The sequence below is a fragment of the Streptomyces sp. NPDC053367 genome (assembly GCF_044545925.1).
GTDB lineage: Bacteria > Actinomycetota > Actinomycetes > Streptomycetales > Streptomycetaceae > Streptomyces.
This window is the reverse complement of record NZ_JBITYN010000006.1, coordinates 190395-208548: the sequence shown is the minus strand read 5'-3', so window position 1 is coordinate 208548 and position 18154 is coordinate 190395. Positions and strand designations below refer to the sequence as shown.

Here is an 18154-nt window from a genome sequence, read left to right as displayed (position 1 = left end):
CATCCAGAGGGCGCGGCGCGCGCTCGCGCCGCTCACTTCTTGATCCAGCCGCCGAGGGTGCGCCCGAGAGCGAGCCCCGGTGCCACGGTGATCGCGCTCACTCCGGCGACGACCCCGCCGGCGACGAGTGCCGTGCCGTCCCATCCGGTCAGCTTCTTGACGCCCTGGCGGACGCTCTCGCCGTGTTCTGCGGCGACCTGGTCGATGCCGAGCAGGTTGTTCGCCGCCTCCCCCGTCTCCATGCCCATGTGGCCGGCTCCGACCACGTCGCCCACCACGGGAACGGCTTCGGCCGCGTCCCACGCGGCGGACTTCAGGTCTCCCGCCTTGGCGTCGTTGGCGACGAGGACGATCCCGACCGCGATGCCGACGACCGGGGTGTACTTGAGCACCTTCTTGCCTCCGGCCTTCAGCAGTCCCTTGGTTCCGGTGCTGAGCAGTTCCTTGCCCTCGACGACCCCGGCCTCCTTGCCCGCGAGCAGCGCCTTCTTCGCGGCCTGCTCCTTCTTGGCCGCGGCCTCCAGGTCCCGCAGCTCCTTCGCCGTCTCCTTGAGCGACTGGGAGCTGTGCAGTTCGTCGAGCTGGCCCCGTACGGCCTCGTCGACCGCGGTCGGCTTCATCCCTGAACGCACCGCCGCCTGACGGCTGGGGTCGACGATGTCGGTGGTGAAGTGCGTCATCCCCTCCTTCTTCAGGCGGTTCAGCTCCTTCACGTCGGACTGCGGATCGTGAAAGGTCTTCTTGGTGTGCGCCTTGGCCGCGGACTTCGGGGTCGCCTTTCCCGTCTCGACCACCACCGTGGGGTCCTTCTTCGGGTCGTAGTGGACGCGGCCCTTCGGGTCGGTGCGCATCAGGCGCATCTTTCCCTGGGAGATCACGTGGTCCTTCTGTACGTTCTTGCCGATCAGATGGCGGTCGACGAGCTTCTTGCCGTACTGGACCACGTCGTTGATCTTGTGCCGGATCTTCTTGCTCGCCATGCCGTCCGGATCCGTGTGGCCCACCGGGTCGCCGCGGCCGTAGGTATAGGGACCGAGTCCGTCGGTGAGCCCGGCCGGATCGCAGCTCGTCCACCGCCCCAGCCAGGACGCGTAGTGCCGAGCCCCGCAGTAGGTGAGGCCCGACTCCTCGTCACGTTCCCGGCCGGCGAATCGGTAGCGCTTCGGTGCCTCGATACCGGCGCCGACCGCCTGGTAGGCCGTGGTGCCGTAGGGGTGGTACTCCTCGTACGAGATCACCCGCGCGCGTTCGTCCAGTTCGACCGCCGACGAGTCCAGGTGGTCGGCCAGCTGGTAACGCACCAGCTGGGCCGGAGCGCGGTCCGCGCCGATCGTGCGGGTCTCCACCAGCGCGACGCGCTGGGTGTCGTCCATGATGTGGAGGGTCTCGCGTTCGAGGGTGACCGTCGTCCCGTCGGGGCCGTACTCCCGGTAGATCTCCGTGTCCTCGAGGTAGATGCGCTCCTTCGTCCGCACCGGGGAGGCGCCCTCGGCCGCGAAGCTCTCGGTGACCTTGCGGGTGCGGCGGCCGGTGGCGTCGTACACGTAGTAGGTCGTCTCGGGTGTCCCCTGGTTGGTGAACTGGGTCGCCACGGACGCGAGTTGGTCGTGGTGGTTCCAGCGCGCCACGGACAGGTGAGGCATCCGGGTCATGTTGCCGTGCGCATCGTGGGCGAATTCCTCGACGGTCGCCCCGGTGGTCGTCGAGGCGAGGCGGTTGGTGCCCGGCTCGTAGAGATAGTCGCGCGTCCATCCGGACCGGCCGGCTGCTTCCGGTACCGAGTGCCGGACCGAGCTGAGATTGCCGACCGGGTCGTAGTGGAAGCGCTGGCGGTAGGCGCCCAGGGCGGAGCCGTCACCTGGGTGGATCACACCGGTACGGGAGGCTTCCTTCCAGTCGGTGGGGACGGGCGCGTCGAGCCGCCCTCCGGTCCGGCCCAGGTGCTCCCTGCCGGTCCCCTCGACGAGGCGGTACACCGCGTCGTACACGAAGGCGCGCGAGGGCGCGATGCGCTGGTTGCGGAAGAAGACGGTCTGCTGGGCGTCGTCGCGGATGTGCGTGATGTTGCCGACCGGGTCGTAGGTGTAGGTCAGGTTCTGGATCCCGCACGGCAGGGCTCCCGGCTGCGGGCAGTCGTCGGGAAAGCCGGTGCCGCGGGTGGTGCGCGAGGTGGCCAGCCGGAACGTCAGCGGGTCATAGGTGTGGGCGGTGCGCACGCCGTTGCCGAGCGCGATGTGCGTGCGGCGGCCCTTGGCGTCGTAGCCGATGTCTGTCACGAAGGCCGTCGCTTCGGCGCCCCGCACCCCGCCCGTCACCGACCGCAGCAGTCCGCCGTCGTCGTACTCGAAGGTGAGCCGCGAGCCGTCGGGGAGGATGCGGCTGAGGGGGCGGCCGAGCGCGTCGTGCCGGGTCGAGGTGGACAGCGCGGGCCCGTCCAGTTGCGGGGGCAGCGACCAGTCGGGCGGGTCGCGGTACGCGGCGGCCGTGCGGAACTCGCTGTGCTCGGGGCGGCCGCCGAGGTCGTAGCGGAGGGTGGTGGTGACCCCGGACCCGTCGAACGACTCGAAGAGCCGGCCGCGCAGATTGCCCTCGGCCGCCGCTGCCGCGCCTCCTGGATGGCCGGGGTCGTCGCCGTACGTGGACCGCCCGATCCGGATCTCGGCGGCCTGCCCCGCCCGGCGCAGAAAGGTCCCGACGGGGCGGCGCAGCAGGTCGTACTCGGTGCGCGTGTCGTCGTGCCGGCTGTTCCAGGTGCGCAGCGGTAGCTCGTCGACGCCGAGGAGGGTCCAGCGGTCGCCGGAGTCCACGTGCCGTTCGTGGACGCGGTGCCCGAGCAGGTCGTACGCGTAGACGCAGGCCGGCCGGCCGAGTTGGTCGTGGACGGCGCGTTCGTTGCCCTCGATGTCCCGGTCCACACGCAGCGGATGCTGTTCCGTCGTCGAAGTCCCGTCCAGCAAGGCGCGGTTGACGGTGACGGTGAGGAAGGGGCGCCCCAGCGCGTCGAAGAACGCCGTGGTCGGGGTATCCGCGTACACCTCGGCCTGGCGGGCCGCCTCGTGTGCGGGTCCTGTGGGTTCGGCCAGCCGGGCGGCACGCCAGGTGGGCAGGTAGGTGTGTGCCGGCAGCCGCGCGAAGTGAGGGCCCGCATGGGGGTCGGCGGCCGGGTCGTCGACCATGGAGGTGTCGCCGGCGTCCCACGTGGTCTGTCCCCACGGCGTGAACGCGATCTTCTGCCAGGTGTGGTCGGGATGGAGGGTGGCGACGACGCGGCCGAGCGGGTCGCGGCAGATGACCGGGCTGACGCCGTGCGCGAAGTCGGTCTCGAACTCCGGCGTGTCGCTGAAGAACGGCTCGAACTGCCGTACCGGGCGGCCCTTGTTGTCGAAGACGGTCCAGCCGCTGCTCACCCAGCGGGGCGTCCCGTCGGCCCCGGGTGCCGCCTGGTGCTTGCGCATGATCTCACGGCCGAAACCGTCGGAGTAGGTGAGCGATGCCTGGACGCGTGGCAGCGGGACGGCGTCCGGTCCCCGGCTGTGCCGTTCGCGTGCCAGGGTGAGCACTGCCACGGGCGGACCCGTCGGGGGTGGGTCTGCGCCGTGTTCGAGCGCGGCCCGGCGGTAGGCGTCGATGTCGTACACCAGCCGGGTGGTGGCCTGGCCGAGGATGTCCAGCGGCGCGGCGGCGGGGTGCAGGAGGTGGCGCTCGGTCACGTCGTCCGGGAGATCGGGTTCGAAGCCGTCCAGTGTGTCCCCGACCTGCTCGTCGTCCCCGGCGCTGTCGATCCTGCCCATGACCGCGGTGCCGACGACCACGCCGAGGACGTCGAAGGCCACCGCTTCGCGGTTGCCGTTGGTGTCGGTGACCAGGGTGGGCGCGAGCACCCGGTAGTCGTTGCGCCACACGACGCCGTCGGGGCGCCGTTCGCCCACGGTGGTGCGGTTACCGAGCGCGTCGACGGTTTCGCGGACCAGCAGGTCGTCGGGGTCGTAGGCGACGGTGGTCACCGAGCCGAAGGGGTCACGGAACCGCCGGGGGACGAAGAAGTGCCGCCGTGCCTCGCCCAGTTCGTCGTCGTCCTCGGTGGACGCGTAGCTGATGGTCCCGGAGGGCTCCCACCAAAGGCCCGGCGGGTCCGTGGCGGGGAATCCGCCGGGTCCCTCCAACGCGGCGGTGTCGCGGTAGCCCGCCGCGGTCAGGACGGCTGCCGGGTCGCTCAACAGCGGATCTCCGTCCCGCCGGTAGACGGCGGCCAGGACGTCGGGGGTGAGGGCCAGCCGGTAGTGCGCGTGGGGCAGTGCGAGCGCGCCGGTGCGTCCGAGGGGTTCGGTCCCGGACAGATCGTCGCGGCGGAACAGGGTGCGGTGGTGTTCGATCAGACGCCGGTGCGGGCCCGTGGCGGCGCCCTCGCCGTCGACGTCGGTGTAGGGCAGGTCGGCGTGCCCGTCCGCCAGCGCGGCGACGACACGGGCGAGGTTGTCCGGTTCGACGAGGGGCGCTGCGGAGTCGGGAGCGGGAAGGGCGAACCCGTGCAGCTGGTAGGTGCGTGCTTCGCACAGCAGCGGTGTACGCCAGGTGCCGGCGGTGTCGATGTGCGCGGTGTAGGCGTTCTCGGTGATCTGGACGTGGCCGCGGCGCTGCGAGGCGTGGTCGGCGTCGGTGAGGCGGGGGTCGGCATCGCGGTGCCGTCGCCCGTACGCGATAGACGCGGACCGCAGCGTGTTCCCGAACGGGTCGACGGCCAGAACGAGTTCGTGCACGATGCGTGGATCGGCGACGGTGGATCCGCCCGACTGCTGGACGGTCCGCTCGTAGTGCAAGGTGACCGTTTCGCGCGTGTGCCGCATGAACACCGCGTGCCGGTTCGGTCCGGACGGCTGGACCACCTCGATGCCGTAGCTGTGTTCCTCGACGGAGTACGGCCGTGGGGCGGCGTCGGTGCCGTCCTCGGCGTAGACCTCCTGCCGCAGCACGGAGCCTCGCATGGCCCGCTGGACCTCGCGCGCTTCGTCCGGGGTGAGCCGCCAGGGTGTCGTCGTGCCGTCGGCCGCTCGGCGCCGCGGTGGTGGCGGCTGGTCGGGGCGCAGCAGGTCCGGTCCGCCAACGGCGCCCTCACGGTAGTACTCGTCGGCCAGCGCGAGGGAGATGTCGCCCGCGTCGGTGAAGGCGCCGGTGTGGTACCAGGTCGTGACTCGGACCGGCGGCGAGTGCGAGGCGGCGGCAAGGTTCACCGGATCGGGCAGGGACACGGGCGCATCCGTGCTGTCGGTCAGCGCGGCGAACTGCGCGGTGTCCCACTGGTCGACCCGTGCGAAGCCGCGGAATTCGCGCTCCGCACTGTCGAAGTAGCCGTGGTGGTAGGCGTAGCGCGTCGTGAAGCGGTTGCGGCTGACATGGTCGACCGTGTCGACGCGGTCGACCACGTGCACGGGGAAGGGCAGCCGTGTCGCCCAGGGCCGTCCCGCGGCCTCGTCGGCGAGCCGGAACGCGGTGGACGTGGAGTAGCCGATCACGGTCTCCGCGCCGAGGTTGTTGCGGATGCCGGTGAGCAGGTGGGGCTTGCCGCGGGGCATGAGCTCCAGATAGCGCACCGACGTCCGCGCCTCGGTGGGCAAGGAGGACGCCCACACCAGGCAGGGCGTCCCGGTGCCCAACAGGTCCACGGTGGTGGGGTGTTCCCTGGTCGGGAAGTCCGGCAGGACCACGGGCACCGCCGAGTCCCAGCGGTTGCCGGACTGGTTGACGTACACACGCAGGCCGGAGGCGCCCAGGTAGAGCAGGTCGTGCGGGCCGGCACCGTCGAGGTCGGCGAGCAGCACGCGGCGCGGGTCGAAGAGGTCCGGTGTGTCGAGGAGCGGAGGGTCGTCCATGCGGACCGCGGCACCGAAGCGGCCGTAGCCCAGATTGGGCCGGTAGCAGACCTCGTCGTGGCCTACCCGCACGAGGTCGGGCAGCCCGTCCCCGGACATGTCCGCCAGGAAGACCGCGTGCTCGGTGCCGGCGGCGACCGGCGCGGGCCCCTGGCCGTCCCGGAACCCGGCCGGCACCCGCCTCGCCGGACCGAAGCCGCCCTCCCCCATCGACGGGTACCAGGTCAGGGCGTCGCCCTCGCCGACCATCAGGTCGGCGCGGCCGTCGCCGACGAGGTCGGTGAAGCGCAGGCTCCCGTCGCTCCAGGGCACGTTGGGAAGGTGCTCGAACCTCCGGAACGGCGCCCAGCCGTGCCGGTCCGTGCGTTTGAAGAAGCCGGGCGTGCTTCCCGAGAACGCGACGAGGTCGAGGCGGCCGTCACCGGCGAGGTCGAGGAGCTGACCGGCCTCGTCCGGCTGCGCGACCGTGGGAACCGTGGCCTGCAGCCGGGGGGCGCCGATCTCGCCACCGCCGCGATTGGCGGCATAGCGCCAGCCGTCCGCGGTGGTGGCGAGGACACCGGGGATTCCCTCTCCGTCCAGGTCCGCCCAGTGGGCGGCCGAGCCCTCGGTGCCGACCGCCAGCCCCGCGACCGGCCCGTCGAGCGTGCGGACCTCGCCGGACTCGCCCAACGACGTCGGGCTGTAGCCGAGTTCGAGTGGCGGCAGGGAACGACTCGTCAGGCCGCCGCCGGTCCGCCGGTAGCCGCGGGGCGTGGCCGACACCAGCAGCGACGCGACCGGGTTCTCGTCGTAGGCCAGGTCCAGCGAGCGCACCAGGCAGGCGCGGCCGGCGGTGGGCTCGTCGGGGAAGTGGTGGAAGACCAGGAAGCGCCGGCACAGCCGATAGGTGCGCACCTCGAATCCGGGGCGGTGCGTGGAGAAGGGGTCGCGGCGGCACGTCCATGCGGCGCCGGCCGGGGTGGGCTCGTCCGGGTCGTGGTCGCCGTAGTCGAGGACGACCTCGAACATCCACGGGTCGGATCCGGGCGGGGTCCCGGCCGGACCGCCGGTGCGGTTGCCGTACAGGACGCGTTTGAGGTAGCGCTGCGTGCCGCGGGTCCCGGAGGTGCGATGCCGCTCGTGTGCGGCGAGCGCGTCGATGCCGGTGTCGTCCTCCCGTGCGTACCGGTACCGGATGACGTTGCCCTTGTCGTCGCGCGACTCACTGATGAGCCAGGCGAAGACACGGGGTCCCCCGGGCGGTGCGGCGGGGTCCTGGACGCGGGATTCGTCGTCGGCTCCGTACAGGGTGGTGACGTTGTCACCGCTGATCGAGCGCCAGTGCGTGGTGGCGTCGTCCTTGTCCGTCCACCGCTCGATACGGGCGAAGGTCCCTTCGACCCGGGGCCGGTAGCGCCGCACCTCGTAGGTGCGGCCGTCCTCGACCTGGGCGGGCAGCGTCCGGCGCTGCCACTGCCCGTCGGGGCCCTCGTCGAGCACCGGCACGAGGTCCTCGGACCCCGACAGCAGGAACGTGTCCGACTCCTCGCTGTCGAGGTAGCGCGGCAGGCCCTTGTCGGTCTTGCGGGTCACCGTGGGCAGGCCCAGGCTCCAGCCCAGTCCGAACGGCCCGTTGCCCGCGCCCGAGTCATAGCTCAACGTCAGCGACGGGCCGAACCCGGAACGGCCTTGCGGAGCCGGCACGGGGATCTGCAGACCGGCTGTCCCCGTCGCCGCGGCGACCCCGAACGTCTCCCCGATGCCTCGCAGCGCGCCCCCGCCCTTGGGCAGCGACACCGAGGGCGCTGTGGCCGGCCGGCGATCACCTTCGTCGTGCGCCCGGTCTCGTGGTGCTGCTGTCGGCTCCATCGCGCCTCCTCGCCCCTGCGGGCTGCGGGCCATAGGCACCATTACAACCCGGGCCGGGTTGCGGAACCGGGACGCAGCCGCCGGGAATCACCTGATCGGCCGCGCCGCCCCGGCTGCTCCACAGCGCCTGAGGGAGGGTCCGGGCCGTGTGTCGCGGTGTGCGGAGGCGGCCCCGTACAGCACCCGCCCGGCCTCCACCCGTATGGGTGCGCTGAACGGGCGGCTAGACGTACGGCATGTGAACGCTGGTGACAAAGCCCGCTTTTACGAGGCTCATGTCCCCAGCCGCAGTGAAGGTGACCTATGAACGCCGACCCATCGGGATCCTCCCGGCGAACCCGGAAGACCGCTGCCCGCGGTGCCACCGCCAAGAAGACGGCCAACAAGACCACCCCCACGGCCAAGAAGACCACCCCCGCCAAACGGCAGCCCACCCGCAGGACGACCGCCTCCGGCGACGGGAACGGCAGCGGCGAGCACCGGTCCGGTCCCGTCGTCGGAACCACGCTGGTGGACGGCGCGACCTTCCGTGCCAAGGCCCTCCACTACGCGGAGGTGGACGGGCTCGCGATGTTCGAGGGCGACATCGTGCTCGGCACGGTCGACGAGCTGACCCAGGAGTCCGACGCGGGGCCGGTGCTCTCCGCCGTCGGCATCCCGGCCGTCGAGCAGGGCCGGCAACGTCGGTGGCCCGACGCCACGGTGCCCTTCGAGATCGATCCCGGCCTGCCCGACCCGCAGCGCGTGACGGACGCCATCGCCCACTGGCAGTCCCACACCCGCATCCGGTTCGTCGAACGCACTCCAGCCAACGCGGCCCAGTTCCCCGACTTCGTACGGTTCGTGCCGGGCGGCGGATGCACGTCCAACATCGGCCGGCGCGGCGGCATGCAGGAGATCACGCTGGGCCCCAACTGCTCCACCGGCAACGCCATCCACGAGATCGGTCACACAGTCGGGCTGTGGCACGAGCAGAGCCGCGAAGACCGGGACCAGCACGTCGCGATCGTGTTCGCGAACATCCAGCCGGACATGCAGCACAACTTCCTGCAGCACATCGCGGACGGCGACGACCTCGGGCCGTACGACTTCGGCTCGATCATGCACTATCCTGCCACCGCCTTCGCGATCGACCCGAACCAGCCGACGATCGTCCCCCGGGTGCCGCTGCCACCCGGTGTGACCATGGGGCAGCGGTCGGGGCTCTCCCAGGGCGACATCGACGGGGTGCACATGATGTACCCGGCCCCGCAGCCGCCCACGTTCAAGGAAGTCTCCAAGGACCCCGTCTTCGACACGACGGTCAAGGAACTGTCCAAGGACCCGGTGTTCGAGGGACCCCCCAAGAATCCTGGGCTCGAGCCCATGAGCCCGCCTGCACTGAGCAGTCCGTTCGTGCTGGCCACACCCCATCAGTCGCCGGTGATGACCGGTCAGACGGACGGGGTGGCCGAGCAGCTGCGCCAGTTGGGCCAGATGGTCGCCTCACTGCAGCAGGGGCTGTCCGCCGTGCAGGCCGGCTACAACCTCCTGCTCGCCCAGGCCGGCACCCAGCCCGGTGCCGCCGGACGGCCCCGATGATCCTGGTCGTGTCCCACGACGAGGACCACACCCGCGCAGTTCTGCGCAGGCTGGAGGCGGCCGGACGCGAGGTGGTCCGCCTCGACCTGGCCGACTTCCCCGCCCGGGGCGACGTCACCCTCGACTACGCCGCGGACGGGGAACCTGTCTACACGGTCCGCACACCGACGGCCCACGCCCGCCTTGAGCGCTGCCGAGCCGCTTGGTGGCGGCGCGTGCGCCCGTTCACCGTCGACCGCCGGCTGGGCACCTTCCGCGATCAGAACTTCGCGGTCAGCGAGACCGGCGAGGCGCTGCACGGCCTGTTCCACTCACTCGACTGCGCGTGGGTCAATCCGCCCGCGCTGGACGCGATCGCTCACCACAAGCCCTACCAGTGGCACGTGGCACGCCGCGCGGGGCTCGCCCTGCCCCGGACCCTGGTCACCAACCAGGCGGAACAGGCCCGCCGTTTCATCCGCGAGATCGGCGTCGGCCGAACCGTCTTCAAGGCCTTCGTCGCCTCGGTCGAGGCCTGGCGCGAGACCCGGCTCGTACGGGACGAGGACCTGACGGTCCTGGACGCCGTACGCTACGCGCCTGTCATCTTCCAGGAGTACGTGCCGGGGAGTGATCTGCGGGTGACCATCGTGGGCGACCGTGTGTTCGCCGTGGAGATCGACGCCTCGCAGACCGGATATCCGGTGGACATGCGCATGGTCGTCGACGAGGCGCGGGTGCGGCCGGTCGATCTGCCCGCGGCCGTCACGGACCGCCTCCTGCGTGTCATGCGGGCCCTCGGCCTGGTCTTCGGCGCCGTCGATCTGCGGCGGCGGGCCGACGGTGAGTACGTGTTCCTGGAGGTGAACCCGGCGGGCCAGTGGCTGTTCGTGGAGGAACGAACCGGACTTCCGATCACCGCGGAAGTCGCCACACTCCTGTCGGATCTCGATGAACGTGAGCCTGAACCGGCCTTGACGGCGCGCTCATTGGCGGGAGAGGCGCTATGACGAACACCGTCACGGGCTTCGTTTCCCTGCCGTCCGACACCCCGGCCGGAACCGCCGCCTCGCTCCTGGTCGAGGTCCGTGACATATCCCTGGCCGACGCGCCGTCCACCGTCGTCGGTGCACAGGTCCAGACAGACGTGCCGCTCTCTCCGGGAGGCCGGGTTCCGTTCCGAGTGAACGTGCCCGAACTCGACTCGTCGGCCACGTACGGGCTGCGCGTGCACGTCGACCGCTCGGGGAGCGGCACGCTCGAGTCAGGCGACCTCATCAACACACAAGCAATACAGGTGCGGACGGAATCCGTCGAAGGTCTCGAGGCGCCGGTCAGCCTCGTGTGAGCCTGTGTTCCGCTTCGGAGCAGGGGGCGCCGTGTTCCGCTTCGGAGCATGGGGCGCCGTGTTCAGCGACGGCGGGTGCCGGTGGCCGCAGACGCCGGCCTTGTCCGGCCGGACCGCCGGTATGCCTCACTGCCCCGGACGGCCGCGTCTTGTCCACGCTCGTCACGGCCGACGAGGCCGATGCGGTCGGTGGGTTCGGTGAGCAGCACCCGAACTTGTGGGGCATCGCGGACGACGCGGGCGGGCTGTCTACCGCCCGCCTCGTCCGCACCGGCCCGCTCAGACGCGGATCACGTGCAGGTTGAGCGCGACGCCGTACTGCCCCGTCAGGGCGAACAGCCGGCTGCCGTCCAGGGACCAGGCCAGCCCGTGCGGACGCAGGTACAGGCCGGTGCCGGGGTCGAGGTCGACGACCTGGGAGGGCGCGTCGGCGCCCGGGGCGAAGAGGTAGACGTCGGGGCCGTAGGAGTTGTCGATACCGGCGGCGACGGAGCCGTCGGGCGCGACATCGGCCGCGACCGGGTAGGCGTCGGTGGGGTATATGTGCTCCACAGACAGGTCCGCGAGCCGGAAGGCCAGGTGGTGGTACGGCGCGCCGCTCACTGCGAACAGTGTCCGCCCGTCGGGCGACAGCGCCAGGTCGCCGGCTGCGGAGATGCCGCCCGGGTTGTTCTGCGTGGTCCGCACGACGGGAGTCCCGGAGGTCACGTCGTACACGGTGACCGTGCCCGCGGTGGAGTGCTGGTCGGCGGCGATCACCAGGCCCGGCGCGCTGGGGGCGGACACCAGCATCGGCGGCCCGGGCCAGGTTCCCTCCGGGAGCTGGGCCAGCCGTACCCGTGGCCGGGCGCCCAAGGTGAGCGAGCCGAGGTTGCTCTCCCACTGGTCGCCGTAGGCGAACCACAGGGTGCCGTCCACCAGGGCCATGCGCAGCGGGGCGGTGCCGGCGCCGGTGGCGTAGCGCGCCGTCGTCCGGTAGGTGGCGGTGTTCACCGCGGCGATGGCGTCGCCACGACTGAGGGCCACGTACAGGGTGCGGGCGTCGGGGCTCAGCACCAGGTCGGCGGCACCCGGCAGGCCGGTGAGCGTCCGGGTCACGCGGCCTTCGAAGTCGGTGACCACGACGGAACCGGTCACGATGTCGGCTATGTACAGCCGCTGATGCACGGCGTCGACGGCCATGTCGGCGTGGTACTCGACCGGCAGGGTGGTGGTCGTGACGGCCGGGGCCGCCGTGGCGCCGGGCGCGGCGCCGACAATGGCGAACAGGGCCAGAAGTAAGGCACCGAGCACGGCTCTGAGCCGGATGCGTCGCATATGCACGTCGTCCTCACGTACGAGCGCCCCCACGGGCGCGATCGGCAGGGATCAAGCGTTGCGACGTATGCCCTCTCGTGGCGTGTGCATGCGCATGCGATGCGGCCACCGGACGTGGACCCTTCCGCGCCCGGAACACGTTTCGTCACGCCGGACGGGCCCCGTGCACAACGCAGATCCCTTCCTCGACGCCCACCTCTGGCATCAACTTCGTTGGTTTCATTGACATTTCATTCAGAAGTCCTACCGTTGGGAGCGCTCCCATAGCAGCTTGCAACTGGAAGGAGTTCCCCCCACATGCGCAAACAGAGTCCGTTAACCGGGCGTTCGCGGCTTTCCCTCCGCCGGCCCCTCCAGGCGCTCGTCATGCTGTTCGCCGTGGTTGTCGGCGCAGTGACCTGGTCGACCCCCGCCCAGGCTCACGGCACGATCGTCGGCCCCGCCACCCGCGCGTACCAGTGCTGGAAAACGTGGGGCAGCAACCACACGAACCCGGCCATGCAGACCGAGGACCCCATGTGCTGGCAGGCCTTCCAGGCCAACCCCGACACCATGTGGAACTGGATGAGCGCGCTCCGCGACGGCCTCGGTGGCCAGTTCCAGGCGCGGACCCCCGACGGGACGCTCTGCAGCAACAACCTCTCGAGGAACGCCAGTCTGAACAGGCCCGGGCCGTGGAGGACCACCACCGTCGGCAACAACTTCTCGGTCCACCTGTACGACCAGGCGTCCCACGGTGCCGACTACTTCAGGGTCTACGTGAGCAAGCAGGGTTTCAACCCCAAGACCCAGACCCTGGGATGGGGCAACCTCGACTTCATCACACAGACCGGCCGCTTCGCCCCGGCGCAGGACATCACGTTCCCCGTCCAGACCTCCGGCTACACCGGACACCACATCCTGTTCGTGATCTGGCAGGCCTCGCACCTCGACCAGGCGTACATGTGGTGCAGCGACGTGAACTTCGGCTGAGCCCGGGAGCACCCCACCCGGCGACTGCCGATGCCGGCGGCCACTGACCCGCCGCCCGGCGGAACCGAGCTCCGTCGGGGCAGGGACCCCTTCGATCACCCTGCCCCGACGGGGCCTTCTGCGCTCTTCCTGCGGGAAAAGGTGGGCTCGGCGTGAGCGCAGGCCTTGCGATGCCATGTGGTTGTCCTCTTCCCCGCCCCTTGGTGTGGCCTTCCCAGGCGTTCGCGGTGCGGGCCGATCGGCCCGGTGTCGGCGCAGGCCGCCGCCCGCGAGGACCGTCACGCCTCCGCAGTGACCGCCATCCGGACGTCCTGGCCGCCCGACGCGAGGAACGCGCGCGGCAGGCCCACCCTTAAGCCACGGCCTCGGATCTCGGCCTCGGACCTCGGCCTCGGACCTCGGCCTGGGGAGGAGTAGATGCCGCAGCGCTGCGCCTCTCCGGCGATCACCAACGACGGCATCACGCGCTTCCGTCGCAACAACCGCGTGTCGCACGTGACGCATCCGCCCAGCCGCCGAACTGCCGCGCCTGCATACGGATATGACGAATCGGCACCCGCCTCTTGACCCCCGGCGCGACCATGCCTAGCGTGATCACGCTTTCTGCAAGTTTCAGCAAGCCTTTACCGCGTGGAAATGCGGCGCCGCGGTGCGGCAGGGCAAGGTCAGGGGGGACATGGACCAGGGAGTGGGCGCACCGGTGTTCCGGATACTCGGCGGGGTCCGTGTGGCAGGGGGCAGGGTCGCCGGAGTCAAGCCGCGGGCGCTGCTCGTCGCGCTGCTGCTGGAGGTGAACCGGATGGTTCCCACGGACCGCCTCGTCGACACGCTGTGGGACGCCGAGCCGCCCGTCTCGGCGATCGCCAACCTCCGTACGCATGTCAGTGGTCTGCGCCGGATCGTCGCGGATGCCGGTGCGCTGGTGTCGCACCCCGGCGGCTACGAGTTAGTGGTTCCCGAGGACATGTGCGACACGCACCGGTTCAGGTCCGCCGCCGGTCTCGGTCGCGCCGCGCTGGCGGACGGCCGGCCGGACGCGGCCATGCGCCACCTCCACGGCGCACTGGCACTGTGGACCGCCGACCGGGCCGCCGCCGACGTACCGCGTCACGGACGGCTCGCCACCCTGCTGGACTTCCTGGACGAGGAACACCGGCGCACGGTCGAGGACTTCGCCGAGGCCAGTCTGCACGGCGGTGAACCGCGCGCCGCACTGCGGGAGTTGTCCGGCCTCCTCGCCCTGGACCCGCTGCGCACGCGCAGCTGGGCGCTGCGTATGAGGGCTCATCACCGGCTCGGGGAGCGAGGAGGGGTCCTGCAGGCCGTGCGGGAGGCGGCCGGAGCCTTCCGCGAGCATCTCGGTGCCCCGCTGGACGAGGAGTTGCTGCGCCTCGGTGACGACCTGTGCGGCAGTGGCGTGTGAGCGTGCCCGTCACGTGTCCCGGCCCGGGAGGTGGGCGACGATCCGGTCGAGGGGGACCAGTCCGAAGGTCCGGGAGTCGGTGCTCGCGCCGAGGTTGTCCCCCAGCACGACGCCGTAGCCGTCGGGCACGGTGACCTGCCCGGCACGGTGTCCGGGGACGCCGGGGGGCAGCAGGTCGCCGGGCAGGGCCGCCAGCCGTTTCACGAGCAGCGCCTGCCGGTGCGGCCGCCTGGTCACCGGTGGCCACCGCCAGCTGCCCGGCGCCGTCGGCTTGACCATGACCACGACCTGTCCTGCCCTGAGACGGGCGGGACGGCGCGTGCGGTGGGCGACAGCCGTTTCCCCCGCAGTCAGGGCCGGTTCCATGCTGTGTCCCTCGACGGTGACCCGGATCCGGCGGCGGGCCGCGGCCAGGGCCGTGGTCAGCAGGACGGCGGTGGATCCGCCGAGCCCGACGACAACGGCGGCGAGGAGCCGTCTCATGCGTCCACCTCGGATCGAGCAGGGCCGGTGTATCCGGCCGCCTGGCGGCTGAAGAGGGCGGCGTAGCGGCCGGCGGCGGCGACGAGGGCGTCGTGGCTGCCCTGCTCGACGACCCGGCCGTCACGCAGTACGGCGATGTGGTCCGCGTCGCGGGCGGCCGACAGACGGTGCGAGATCAGAATGCTGGTGCGGCCCCGCCGGTGACGGGCGAGCAGATCCCGGACCTCGTCCTCGGCCTCCGGATCGAGCCCGGAGGTGGGTTCGTCGAGGATGAGCAGCTGGGCGTCCGCGGAGACGAGCGACCTGGCGAGTGCGACGCGCTGCCACTCGCCGCCGGAGAGTTCCACGCCGTCGTCGGCGTCGGGGCCGGCCCCGGGGAAGGCCCGTCCGAGCATGGTGTCGTATCCGTGGGGCAGAGCCTGGATGCGGTCGTGGACTCCGGCCTGCGTGGCCGCCTCGCGTATACGGCCCGGGTCGTCGGCGGCGCTCGGGTCGCCCAGCGTGATGTTCTCGGCGGCTGTCAGGTCGTATCGCATGAAGTCCTGGAAGACGGCGGTGATGTGCCGGCGCAGTTCGTGCGGGTCGACGGTGCGGATGTCGCGCCCGTTCCAAAGGATCGTGCCGCGGGTGGGGTCGTAGAACCGGCACAGGAGCTTGACCAGGGTGGACTTGCCGGCGCCGTTGTCCCCGACGAGGGCGAGGGCGGTGCCGGCCGGCACGGTCAGGCTGACGCCGCGCAGGACCCAGTCGTGTTGTTCCGAGTACCGGAACCAGACGTCGCGCAGTTCGATGTCGCCGGTCAGCGGGCCGGGCCGGTCCTGCGGCGGGAGCAGCGGCAGGTCGGGCGGCTGGTGCACGATCTCGGTGAAGTGCGTGAAGACCAGCAGGTGGCGTCGTACCACGGCGAGCTGGGCGGCCGCGGTGCCGAGGCCGCCCTGGACGGCGGCGGTCGCCGCGAGGCCGAGGGAGACGTCGCCCACGGTGAGCCGTCCGTGCGCGGCCTCCCGGACCGCCCAGAGCAGCCCCGCGGCGGCGACCGCCGCCGAGGCGGTGGCGGGCAGGGCCTGCGCGAGGGCGTTGCGCCGTTCGGTGCGGCGGTGGGTTGCGTTGATGGCCGCGCGGTCGGCCCTCATGCGGGCGCGCAGATGGTCTCCGGTGCCGTACAGCCGGATCTCCTTGGCGGCCTGCACGTTGCCGAGGAGGTGGGCGTAGAACAGTTCGCGGCGTTCGCGCGGGGTGACCCGCAGGGCGGTGTCGGCCCACACCCGGGCCATGCGCAGCTCCACCAGCACGGCCGGTACGGCGGACAGGACGACGGCCGCCACCAGCCACCAGCTCACCACGGCCAGCGAGACGAGGAATCCGGCGGCGGTCGCCAGGGCGCGCAGCAGGCCGATGGCGCCGGTGACGACCTGCGGTGGCGCCTCTTGTCCGCAGCTCTGGGCCAGACGCAGCCGGTCGAGCTGGTCGGGGTCCTCGAAACGGGCCAGGCCGGTGAAGGAGTTGACGGTGGTGTAGAGGCGGTCCTGGGCGTCCAGGGCGACCGCCCGGGCGAGTTCCCCGCGCAGCAGGTCGTCCAGGTGGGGCAGGACCGCGGTGGCGATGCCCGCGCAGGTGAGCAGCGCGGCCGGTCCGACGACCCGTCCGGGATCGCCCGTGCCGGTCACGGTGTCCAGCACGGCGGCCGTCGCCCAGGCCGCCGCGACCGGCAGCTGCGCCACCACCAGCGCGGTGACCAGGACGCCGACGAGCGGCCCTTTCGCGGAGCCCCAGGCCAGGGAGACGACCGTGGCCAGACCGCCCCGCCGACGGCTCACGCCACGGCCTCGGTGAGGAGGCCGGCGAGGTCCCGGTCGATCACGGTGACCCTGCCGTCGGAGGCCACACGGCAGACGACCGGGTAACCGGTGATGCCGAACGCCTCGGCCACCCGCAGCGCGTCATCGCCCACGGTGACGCGGGCTATGCCGCCGAGCTCGTCCGAGTAGGCGTGCTGTCCCGCGCCGGGAGCGACGACGGCCAGGACGCCGTTCCGTGGGAGTCCGAGCCGGCGTACCGCGGTGACGAAGCGGGGCAGCAGCTCGGTGCACGGCTCGCAGCCGGGGGTGAAGAAGCCGACCAGCGCGCCGTCGGGCAGGTCCTCGCGGGTGAGCGCGGTGCCGTCGACAGCCTGGACCGAGAAGGGACCCGCGGTGGCCCCGACGCTGGCCGCGTCGATCGGGCCCGCGGGGCGGGACGGCGGGCCCTGCGTGCGCAGTCTGCGGATGAGGCCGTAGGTGAGGATCAGGTTGACGACGGCGACGGCGCCGACGAGGGCGACGACCGGGGCGAGAACCGCCATGATCAGCTCCTGGGTTCTTGGGGGTGCGGGGAGAACAGGCCGGCGATCTCGTCCAGCGTGGTGATCAGCAGTGCGCCCAGTGCGCCCGCGCCGACCGCGACCAAGGCCGTCGGCGCACCGGCCGCCTCCGGCAGAGGTGTCATGGCGACGGCGACGGCCGCCAGCAGCAGGGCGTTGCGCAGCACGTGCCGGCGGCCGAGCGGGGTGGCGATACGGCCGAAGCAGGCGCAACGCGCCGCTGTGCCCCGGGCGCGGGTGACCACGATGGCGGCTGTGAACAGCGCGAGCAGCGCGCCGGCCAGCAGCACTCCCGCACGGGTCGCCGACGGGACGGCGACCAGCACGGGGACGGCGGCCTCCGCGACGACGACCGTGCCCGCGGCGGGCACCAGCGCCCTCTTCGGGACCAGCCGCCACTGCCGTGTCTCCGCGACGAACGCGGCGAAGGCTGCGCGGCCGCGCAGCTTGCCCACGGCCGAGGCGAGAAAGACCAGCGCCACCAGCGCACGGCAGGCCAGAACCGCGTACACCATGCCGCTCCCCTCCTCCTTCAGCCGGTCCCCCGGTGCCGCGCCGTGTGCGCTGTGTCCGCCGGGCCGACCGGCGCCGGGGCAGCTTAGGAATCCGGCGTACAGGGGAGGTACACGCGGCGTACCGACCGGCCCGGAGCCCGGCTGTGCGCACGGTGACTACCTTCGGCAGCGTTCGACCGCACCGAGCGGTCACACGGTGAAGGGAGCACGTGATGCACACCCTCAAGCGGATCGCGGACAGGATGGCCGACCGGCTCGCGCCCAACGTGCAGGCCGAGGCGACCTGGTGGGTCAAGGACACCCGCTGCGTGGCCTCCAGCAGCTGCAGCAGCCGGTACAAGCGGCAGAACTACATGTGCTGGGACAGCTCGTTCTGCTCGGGCTGGCAGGACGCCGGCTGCTGTTGACACACGCCGGTGCTCGATGACGTCGGCCGGCGTCGGTGCTTCCGGCCGACGT

At 71.7% G+C, this 18154-nt stretch carries 12 protein-coding genes; 6 read left to right on the top strand and 6 right to left on the bottom strand.

Translation table 11 applies throughout. The features are described from left to right. Nucleotides 1-32: 32 nt before the first annotated feature. Nucleotides 33-7646 carry a SpvB/TcaC N-terminal domain-containing protein gene (locus ACIGXJ_RS18815; protein WP_399646415.1) on the bottom strand — a complete coding sequence of 2538 codons (7614 nt, stop codon included), beginning with the start codon at nt 7644-7646 and terminating at the stop codon, nt 33-35. A 375-nt stretch (nt 7647-8021) separates the two neighbouring features. Between ACIGXJ_RS18815 and legP the strand changes: the two genes are divergently transcribed. Genes legP through ACIGXJ_RS18800 form a run of 3 tightly spaced genes read left to right on the top strand, consistent with a single transcriptional unit; the run spans nt 8022 to nt 10626 of the window. Further along, nucleotides 8022-9299, top strand: a complete 1278-nt coding sequence (legP, locus tag ACIGXJ_RS18810) for a Dot/Icm T4SS effector Zinc-dependent metalloprotease LegP (RefSeq protein ID WP_399646413.1) — start codon at nt 8022-8024, stop codon at nt 9297-9299. 8 nt (nt 9300-9307) lie between these two features. Then, nucleotides 9308-10288, top strand: a complete 981-nt coding sequence (locus ACIGXJ_RS18805) for an MvdC/MvdD family ATP grasp protein (RefSeq protein WP_399646410.1) — start codon at nt 9308-9310, stop codon at nt 10286-10288. Then, nucleotides 10285-10626, top strand: coding sequence for a YbaY family lipoprotein (locus ACIGXJ_RS18800; RefSeq protein WP_399646407.1), 342 nt, complete (start codon nt 10285-10287; stop codon nt 10624-10626). Before ACIGXJ_RS18805 ends, ACIGXJ_RS18800 begins: the two co-directional genes overlap by 4 nt. 279 nt (nt 10627-10905) lie before the next feature. Here ACIGXJ_RS18800 and ACIGXJ_RS18795 read toward each other — a convergent pair whose 3' ends face one another. Beyond that, nucleotides 10906-11943 (bottom strand): hypothetical protein, encoded by a 1038-nt coding sequence (locus tag ACIGXJ_RS18795; RefSeq protein WP_399646405.1) that lies wholly within the window; start codon nt 11941-11943, stop codon nt 10906-10908. Nucleotides 11944-12309: 366 nt separating this feature from the next. On the opposite strand from ACIGXJ_RS18795, the gene ACIGXJ_RS18790 reads away from it, so the two are divergent. Further along, nucleotides 12310-12915: a lytic polysaccharide monooxygenase gene (locus ACIGXJ_RS18790; RefSeq protein WP_399646960.1), complete on the top strand. Its 606-nt coding sequence runs from the start codon at nt 12310-12312 to the stop codon at nt 12913-12915. Between the two features lie 676 nt (nt 12916-13591). Continuing rightward, on the top strand, nt 13592-14338 hold the full coding sequence (locus ACIGXJ_RS18785; protein ID WP_399646403.1) for a BTAD domain-containing putative transcriptional regulator: 747 nt from the start codon (nt 13592-13594) through the stop codon (nt 14336-14338). A gap of 9 nt (nt 14339-14347) precedes the next feature. Here the strand turns inward: ACIGXJ_RS18785 and ACIGXJ_RS18780 are convergent, their stop codons facing one another. The 4 genes from ACIGXJ_RS18780 to ACIGXJ_RS18765 are packed head-to-tail and all read right to left on the bottom strand — an operon-like array spanning nt 14348 to nt 17695. Next, complete coding sequence (locus ACIGXJ_RS18780; RefSeq protein WP_399646400.1) at nt 14348-14821, bottom strand: S26 family signal peptidase; 474 nt, start codon at nt 14819-14821, stop codon at nt 14348-14350. Next, nucleotides 14818-16638: an ABC transporter ATP-binding protein gene (locus ACIGXJ_RS18775; RefSeq protein ID WP_399646398.1), complete on the bottom strand. Its 1821-nt coding sequence runs from the start codon at nt 16636-16638 to the stop codon at nt 14818-14820. Before ACIGXJ_RS18775 ends, ACIGXJ_RS18780 begins: the two co-directional genes overlap by 4 nt. Continuing rightward, on the bottom strand, nt 16635-17162 hold the full coding sequence (locus tag ACIGXJ_RS18770) for a TlpA family protein disulfide reductase (RefSeq protein ID WP_399646396.1): 528 nt from the start codon (nt 17160-17162) through the stop codon (nt 16635-16637). Before ACIGXJ_RS18770 ends, ACIGXJ_RS18775 begins: the two co-directional genes overlap by 4 nt. Before the next feature lie 2 nt (nt 17163-17164). Further along, nucleotides 17165-17695: a MauE/DoxX family redox-associated membrane protein gene (locus ACIGXJ_RS18765; RefSeq protein ID WP_399646394.1), complete on the bottom strand. Its 531-nt coding sequence runs from the start codon at nt 17693-17695 to the stop codon at nt 17165-17167. Between the two features lie 212 nt (nt 17696-17907). Between ACIGXJ_RS18765 and ACIGXJ_RS18760 the strand changes: the two genes are divergently transcribed. Next, a complete protein-coding gene (locus ACIGXJ_RS18760) occupies nt 17908-18102 on the top strand; it encodes a hypothetical protein (protein ID WP_399646391.1) in 195 nt (64 codons plus the stop codon). The last annotated feature ends 52 nt before the right edge of the window (nt 18103-18154 follow it).